Genomic DNA, 2,872 nt, shown 5'->3' with positions numbered 1-2,872 from the left:
AGCACCGTGTGCTCCCACTGCGCCGACAGGCTGCGGTCGCGTGTCTTGACCGTCCACTGGTCGGGCATCGTGCGGATGTCGCGCTTGCCGGCGTTGATCATCGGCTCGATCGTGAAGATCATCCCGGCCTTCAGTTCGATGCCCGTGCCCGGACGGCCGTAGTGGACGACCTGCGGATCCTCGTGGAACACCGTGCCGATGCCGTGGCCGCAGTATTCGCGCACGACGCTGTAGCCCTGCGCTTCCGCGTGCTTCTGGATCGCGTAGCCGATGTCGCCGAGGTGCGCGCCGGGCTTGACCTGGTCGATGCCGAGCCACATGCATTCGTAGGTGGTCTGCACGAGGCGCTTTGCGAGGATCGAACCTTCGCCGACGATGAACATCCGGCTCGTGTCGCCGAAGTAGCCGTTCTTGATCACGGTGATGTCGATGTTCAGCGCGTCGCCGTTCTTGATCACCTTCTCGCCGGGGATGCCGTGGCAGATCACGTCGTTGACCGAGATGCAGGTGGCCTTCGGGTACGGCGGATAGCCGGGCGGCTGGTAATTCAGCGGCGCGGGGATCGTGCCCTGCTCGTTGAGCATGAACTCATGGCAGAGGCGGTCGAGTTCGGCGGTCGTGATGCCCGCGACGACGTGCGGGGTGATGAAGTCGAGCACTTCGCTCGCGAGACGGCAGGCGACGCGCATCTCGGCGATATCGTGTTCGTTTTTGAGCGTAATAGCCATCGAGGTATGCCTGGAATGCGGTGAATTGACGGATTATCGCACCTTCTGGCAGGCGTCGCAGCCCCTGCCGGCGGTGCGGATGCGGGTTTTCGCGGATTGTCCGCCCGGTCGCCGCGCGGCAAGCAAAAGTGGTGAGCGACTTGAGAGCGGACAAATCGGCGTGCTATACTCTTTGGCTAAGTCGACATCCAAATGCCGAGCTTGCCCCGTTTTGGGGCGGCATGGCGGTGAAAGGCTTGCGGCACGGGCGTTTTGCTCGTGTCGAATCGCAAGCCGGCGCAACCAGGGTGCCGGCCGCGCGGAATCGGTGCCCTTTGGGGCGGGTTCGCGCGGCGGTACGGCGGCCGGCTTAAGACCCAACCCTCGTGGAGAATTTACATGGCAGTTACGATGCGCCAAATGCTGGAAGCAGGTGTCCACTTCGGTCACCAGACGCGCTTCTGGAACCCGAAGATGGCTCCGTTCATTTTCGGTCACCGCAACAAGATTCACATCATCAACCTCGAAAAGACGCTGCCGATGTTCACGGACGCACAGAAGTACGTGCGCCAGCTGGCAGCGAACCGCGGCACGATCCTGTTCGTCGGCACGAAGCGTCAATCGCGTGACACGATCGCTCAGGAAGCGCAGCGCGCAGGCATGCCGTTCGTCAACGCACGCTGGCTCGGCGGCATGATGACCAACTTCAAGACGCTGAAGGTATCGATCAAGCGCCTGAAGGACATGGAAGCGGCAGTCGAGGCAGGCGAGCTCGAGAAGATGAGCAAGAAGGAAGCGCTGCTGTTCGAACGTGAAATCGCCAAGCTGCAGAAGTCGATCGGCGGCGTGAAGGACATGGGCGGCATTCCGGACGCAATCTTCGTCGTCGACGTCGGCTACCACAAGATCGCCGTCACGGAAGCGAACAAGCTGGGCGTGCCGGTCATCGCCGTGGTCGATACGAACCACTCGCCGGAAGGTGTGGATTACGTGATCCCGGGTAACGACGACTCGAGCAAGGCAGTCGCACTGTACGCTGAAGGCGTGGCCGACGCGATCCTCGAAGGCCGTGCGAACGCGGTCAACGAAGTGGTCCAGGCCGCACGCGGCGACGACGAGTACGTCGAGGAAAACGCGTAACTGGCCCCGAGCCGGCGCAAAAAGGGGGCTCTCAACAGGCCCCCTTTTTTTAAGCTTGTGCGCCGGACCTGATCGCGCCGATTTGGTGCGGGTCCGGAAACGAATCTCGGCCGTTCGCGTCCAAGCGGGCGGCGTTGTGAATACAGACTCAAGGAGCGAATGATGGCGGCAATTACCGCAAGCATGGTGGCAGAACTGCGCGCAAAGACCGACGCACCGATGATGGAGTGCAAGAAGGCGCTGACGGAAGCTGACGGCGATCTGGCCAAGGCTGAAGAGCTGCTGCGCGTCAAGCTCGGCAACAAGGCGAGCAAGGCGGCATCGCGCGTGACGGCAGAAGGCGTCGTCGCATCGTTCGTCGGCGGCAACGCAGGCGCGCTGGTCGAGCTGAACTGCGAAACCGACTTCGTCGCGAAGAACGACGACTTCCTCGCATTCTCGAAGACGGTTGCAGAACTCGTCGCGACGCAAAACCCGGCTGACGTGGCTGCGCTGTCGGCACTGCCGCTCGAAGGCTCGACGGTCGACACAGTGCGCCTGGCACTGATCGGCAAGATCGGCGAGAACGTCTCGATCCGCCGTTTCGTCCGTTTCGAAACCGCAAACAAGATCGCAACGTACCTGCACGGCGCGCGTATCGGCGTGATCGTCGAGTACACGGGTGCGGAAGAGCAGGTCGGCAAGGACGTCGCGATGCACATCGCGGCGATGAAGCCGGTCGCGCTGTCGTCGGCTGACGTGCCGGCGGAACTGATCGAGACGGAACGCCGCGTGGCCGAGCAGAAGGCTGCGGAATCGGGCAAGCCGGCCGAGATCGTCGCGAAGATGGTCGACGGTAGCGTCCAGAAGTACCTGAAGGAAGTGTCGCTGCTGAACCAGACGTTCGTGAAGAACGACAAGCAGTCGATCGAACAGATGCTGAAGGCAGCGGATTCCGCCGTGCAGAAGTTCACGCTGTTCGTCGTCGGCGAAGGCATCGAGAAGCGCCAGGACGACTTCGCCGCCGAAGTGGCCGCGCAAGTCGC

At 62.4% G+C, this 2,872-nt stretch carries 3 protein-coding genes; 2 read left to right on the top strand and 1 reads right to left on the bottom strand.

The window, feature by feature from the left end; translation table 11 throughout:
- On the bottom strand, positions 1–728 hold a 728-nt coding region (map, locus tag JYJ84_RS33035), incomplete at its 3' end, for a type I methionyl aminopeptidase (RefSeq protein WP_205190009.1).
- A gap of 378 nt (positions 729–1,106) precedes the next feature.
- On the opposite strand from map, the gene rpsB reads away from it, so the two are divergent.
- Together rpsB and tsf are read left to right on the top strand one after the other, a co-directional pair.
- Positions 1,107–1,847, top strand: coding sequence for a 30S ribosomal protein S2 (gene rpsB / locus JYJ84_RS33030; RefSeq protein ID WP_006752149.1), 741 nt, complete (start codon positions 1,107–1,109; stop codon positions 1,845–1,847).
- Between the two features lie 162 nt (positions 1,848–2,009).
- Positions 2,010–2,872: translation elongation factor Ts (gene tsf / locus JYJ84_RS33025; protein WP_205190008.1), on the top strand; the 863-nt coding region annotated here is incomplete at its 3' end.

The organism is Burkholderia sp. LMG 13014, from assembly GCF_905232215.1.
GTDB lineage: Bacteria > Pseudomonadota > Gammaproteobacteria > Burkholderiales > Burkholderiaceae > Burkholderia.
This window is presented reverse-complemented; position numbering and strand designations above follow the sequence as displayed.